Consider the following 4,426-nt stretch of genomic DNA (forward strand, 5'->3'; position numbering starts at 1 on the left):
GCCGCGACCGTCCCCGCCGCCGACACGGCATGGCAGGGCGGTCGCGGCGCCTGGGCGTCAGCTCGGCGAGGTCGGGGCTGGAGCCGAGGTCGGGGCCGAGGCCGGTTCCTGTAGCGGCTCCTTCGCCGCTCGGCGGCGTCGCGCATCCTCGTCCGTCGTCGCGTCGTACGTCACCAGCTTCGGCAGGACCGCCGCCAGCAGGCCCACCGAGGCCACACACGCCAGCCCGCCGCCCCAGATCGCCGGGCGGGTGCCCGTCCAGCCCGCCATCGCGCCCGCCCGTACCTGGCCCAGCTGGGGCCCGACGCTGTACGAGAGCACCTCGATCCCCGCGAGCCGGCCGCGCAGCTCCTCCGGGATCGTCTGGTTCCAGATGGTCGAGCGGCCCAGTCCGCTGAGCATGTCGCCCGCGCCCGCGAACGCCAGGCACACCAGCACCAGCCAGATGTCCGTGAACCATCCCGCGGCCGTGATCGCCAGCCCCCAGCCCGCCGCGCCGAACACCACGAAGAGCCCGTGCCGCCGCACCCGTGAGGTCCAGCCGCTGGTCAGGGCGAGCAGTGCCGAACCGACCGAGCCCGCCGCGTACATCAGCCCGAGCGACCATTCGGCGTGCAACTCGTCCGCGAGGAACGGGAAGATCGTGTTCGGGAAGGCGAAGAACATCGCGGCCAGATCGATCGCGTACGTCCCCAGCAGCACCGGTCTGCTCCACGCGTACCGCGCGCCCTCCGCTATGCCACGCAGGGACGGCTTCTCCGCGTCGTGCGCGGCGGGCGCCGCCGACAGCCGCGTACAGAGCAGTACGGAGACGGCGAACGTCACGATCGTGAGCCCGTACGCCGTCGCGTGACCGGCGTACGCGACGACGAGCCCGGCCAGCGAAGGGCCCGCGATCGAGCCGACCTGCCAGCGCACCGCGTTGAGCGCCGCGGCGGCGGTGAGCTGGTCGTGCGGCACGATCCTGGCCATCATCGAGTCCAGCGCCGGACGCTGGAGCCCGGCCAGTGCGGACACTCCGCCGGCGACGACATACAGCGGCCAGAGCATCGGCCGCGGCAGCAGCGCGTTCAGCAGCAGCACGGCGGCCAGCAGCCCGAGTCCCGCCTCGGTGAGCAGGATGACCTTGCGCCGGTCGACGGCGTCGGCGAGGGCGCCTCCGTACAGCCCGAAGACGATCAGCGGAACGAGTTCCACCAGGCCCATCGCGCCGACGGCGAACGGTGAGCCGGTCAGATCCTTGATCTGGAGCGGCAGCGCGATCATCGCCATGAAGCTGCCGACGGTCGTCACCAGCCCTTGCACCCAGAGCAGCCGGAAATCGCGGGAGGAACGCAGAGGAGAGAGATCCGGCAGGATCGCGCCGAGCTTTTTGGTCACGAGCGGCCATGTTCCGTGCCGGTGGAGGAAGGTGGCAAGCGGATTTTACGACTCCGAGACCTCACCACCGCGCCGGCGGCGGTGCCGTGAGCTGGTCCGCCAGCCAGGACAGCCGGTCCCGGAAGCGGCGCCGTCCGCGTGCGGTCGGCAGGCTGTTCTCGCCGGCCGCCGCGCTCACCAGGTGCTGCACGGTGTCGAGGTCCACGCCCTGCGCCGCGTCCGGCCCGCCCACCGTCAGGGCGTCGTGGGCCAGCCCGTGCACCTCCGCGTCACCGCCGTCCAGCGAGAGCACCGTCGCGCCGGCCCGCCGCGCGTCGTGCACCCGTTCCAGCAGTCCGTCGTCCGGCCGGCGCGGTGCCACGACGAGCAGTGTCTCGCCACGGCCCGCCGCTTCGAGCCGTCCCAGTCCGACGGCGAGATGCGCCGGATCCTCCGGCCGTACCCGGTGCCGTACCAGCGTGGGATTCAGCTCCGGCTGTCCGGACCACGCCGCCTCGTCCACGAGATGCGCCGCGAGATGCCAGGGCTCGTACTCCTCCGTCCCGACCAGCAGCAGCCCGCCGCCCTGTGGTACGACGGAGGAGCGCAGGGCTCCCGCGAACCGGCGGGCCGCGGCCGGCCACTCCGTACCGGCGAGGACCTCACGCAGCAGTGCGACGCGTACGGCATCCATGGGCCCGCATCCTGCCGGAGTCCGGCGGGCGGCGCGGCCGATAGCCGACAGCTCACCCGAACGTGACCTTTTACCGCCCAGTAGGGTCGGCGATATGACTTCAGGCGACATGACTTCAACGAACAGCGGCAGCACCTCCTCCGGCGCTCCCAAGCCCACAGTCCCCGCGCCCGCCAAGGATCCCTGGGACCTCCCGGACGTCACCGGGCTTGTCGTCGGAGTGCTCGGCGGCACCGGGGACCAGGGCCGTGGCCTCGCCTATCGGCTGGCGAGGGCCGGACAGAAAGTGATCATCGGATCCCGGGTGGCCGAGCGCGCTGAGTCGGCGGCGGCCGGACTCGTCGCCATCGGTGCCGAAGGGATCGAGGGAGCCGACAACGCCGAGTGCGCGCGGCGCAGCGATGTGGTGATCGTCGCCGTGCCGTGGGAAGGGCACGCGAAGACGCTGGAGGGCCTCAAGGACGAGCTGGCGGGCAAGCTCGTCGTCGACTGCGTCAATCCGCTCGGCTTCGACAAGAAGGGCGCGTACGCCATCACGCCCGAGGAGGGCAGCGCGGCCGAGCAGGCCGCCGCCCTGCTGCCGGAGTCCCGGGTGACGGCGGCGTTCCACCATCTCTCCGCCGTGCTGCTCCAGGATCCGGACGTCGAGCGGATCGACACCGATGTGATGGTACTGGGCGAGGCGCGCGCGGACACGGATGTCGTGCAGGCGCTGGCGGGCCGTATCCCGGGCATGCGCGGAGTCTTCGCGGGCCGGCTGCGCAACGCGCACCAGGTGGAGTCGCTGGTGGCCAATCTGATCTCGGTCAACCGCCGTTACAAGGCACACGCCGGGCTGCGAGTGACGGACGTCTGACCGGTCGTCCGGCCCTTGTCGGGCATGGGGGACACTGGGGCGCGTACCGCCAGCTCGTACGGAAAACCCAGACAGGAGCCGACCCCCATGCCCCGCCTCGCTCTCTACGCCCTTGTCGTCTGCGTCCTGGCCGTCGTCGCGGCCGTGGTCTCGTTCGTCCAGGGAAACTGGCTCGGCATCGTCTGGGTGCTGCTCGCCGGACTCTCGTCCAATATGGGCTGGTACTACTTGCGCAGGGCGAAGTTCGAGCGGGCGGCGTCGGTCGCGGAGGCTTCCCGGGGCGCCGCGAGCTGAGCGTTACGGGCCGGGCTGAGCGTTACAGGCCGGCCGAGCCGCAGACGAACTCGTTCCGGGACTCCCAGAAGGTGAAGAGGTTCCGGCCGCAGTACGTGTCCAGATTGCTCACGCCGAGACCGCCCAGGATCGCGTCGATCGCGTCGAAGAAGACCGCGTTCACGCCCGGGATCAGGATGATCACGAAGACGGCGAGCAGCCCGAACGGCGCGTACGGCTCGACCTGGCGGCGGATCCGGTACGACAGCCAGGGCTCGATCACGCCGTAACCGTCCAGTCCCGGCACCGGCAGAAAGTTCAGGATCGCCGCGGTGACCTGGAGCAGTGCGAGGAAGCCGAGCGCGTAGCGGAAGCCGTCCGGCATCCCGGAGAGGCCGTCGAACCAGAACGGCGCGGTGCAGACGATCGCGAACAGTACGTTCGTGAGCGGGCCCGCCGCGGAGATCAGGCTGTGCTTCCAGCGGCCCTGGATACGGTTCCGCTCGATGAAGACCGCTCCGCCCGGCAGACCGATGCCGCCCATGATCACAAAGATCACCGGCAGGACGATGCTCAGCATGCCATGGGTGTATTTGAGTGGATTGAGCGTCAAATATCCCTTCGCGCCGATCGTGATGTCGCCGCCGTGCAGCGCGGTGCGTGCGTGCGCGTACTCGTGCAGACAGAGCGAGACGATCCAGGCGCCCGTGACGAACAGGAAGACGGCGATCCGGACGTCCGCCGCGAAGTCCGTCCAGACGGCCCAGGCCGCGACGGCCGTGACGGCGGCGATGCCCAGGAAGACCGGGGAGATCCGCCGGTCGCTGTGGCGTGAGGTGGCGGTGGTCATGGGCGGGGCTCCCCGGGAGGGTGGTGTCGGCGGTCGGGCCTGCCCGACCGTACCGCTCGTACGGCTTTGTGGTGGCTGCCGGGTCGCCATGGCTGCCGCATCGGAAACGTCTCGCCGACCGGTCTGAGTTCCGGACCGGAGGCACGGGACGTACGAATCGCCACATGGGCATGCGAACCGGGGCGTGGGGCGACCGGCTCGGCGGCGTCACGGACAATGGGCGGATGCGCTACCGCGTTCTCGGCACCACTCGGGCACTGCACGACGACGGCACGGCCGTCGCCCTCGGCGGCGCGCGGCTGCGTGCGCTGCTGACGGTCCTCGCGCTGCGGCCCGGACGTACGGTGCCGGTCGGAACGCTCGTCGCCGAGGTCTGGGACGGCGATCCGCCCGC

Annotated in this window: 6 protein-coding genes; 3 read left to right on the forward strand and 3 right to left on the reverse strand. The window is 71.1% G+C overall.

Annotated elements, in window-relative coordinates:
* Positions 1-57 precede the first annotated feature (57 nt).
* Complete coding sequence (locus GA0115259_RS36370) at positions 58-1,380, reverse strand: MFS transporter (RefSeq protein ID WP_093604738.1); 1,323 nt, start codon at positions 1,378-1,380, stop codon at positions 58-60.
* A gap of 61 nt (positions 1,381-1,441) precedes the next feature.
* A complete protein-coding gene (locus tag GA0115259_RS36375) occupies positions 1,442-2,053 on the reverse strand; it encodes a hypothetical protein (RefSeq protein WP_093604740.1) in 612 nt (203 codons plus the stop codon).
* Positions 2,054-2,162: 109 nt separating this feature from the next.
* On the opposite strand from GA0115259_RS36375, the gene npdG reads away from it, so the two are divergent.
* Together npdG and GA0115259_RS36385 are read left to right on the forward strand one after the other, a co-directional pair.
* Positions 2,163-2,909 carry an NADPH-dependent F420 reductase gene (gene npdG / locus GA0115259_RS36380; RefSeq protein WP_093604742.1) on the forward strand — a complete coding sequence of 249 codons (747 nt, stop codon included), beginning with the start codon at positions 2,163-2,165 and terminating at the stop codon, positions 2,907-2,909.
* A gap of 24 nt (positions 2,910-2,933) precedes the next feature.
* Positions 2,934-3,203: a hypothetical protein gene (locus GA0115259_RS36385; RefSeq protein ID WP_093604744.1), complete on the forward strand. Its 270-nt coding sequence runs from the start codon at positions 2,934-2,936 to the stop codon at positions 3,201-3,203.
* A 22-nt stretch (positions 3,204-3,225) separates the two neighbouring features.
* On the opposite strand, the gene GA0115259_RS36390 is transcribed toward GA0115259_RS36385, so the two are convergent.
* A complete protein-coding gene (locus tag GA0115259_RS36390; RefSeq protein ID WP_093604746.1) occupies positions 3,226-4,032 on the reverse strand; it encodes a site-2 protease family protein in 807 nt (268 codons plus the stop codon).
* 224 nt (positions 4,033-4,256) lie between these two features.
* On the opposite strand from GA0115259_RS36390, the gene GA0115259_RS36395 reads away from it, so the two are divergent.
* A partial coding sequence (locus GA0115259_RS36395; protein ID WP_141716849.1) for an AfsR/SARP family transcriptional regulator occupies positions 4,257-4,426 on the forward strand: 170 nt, incomplete at its 3' end.

It is taken from the genome of Streptomyces sp. MnatMP-M17 (genome assembly GCF_900091995.1).
GTDB lineage: Bacteria > Actinomycetota > Actinomycetes > Streptomycetales > Streptomycetaceae > Streptomyces.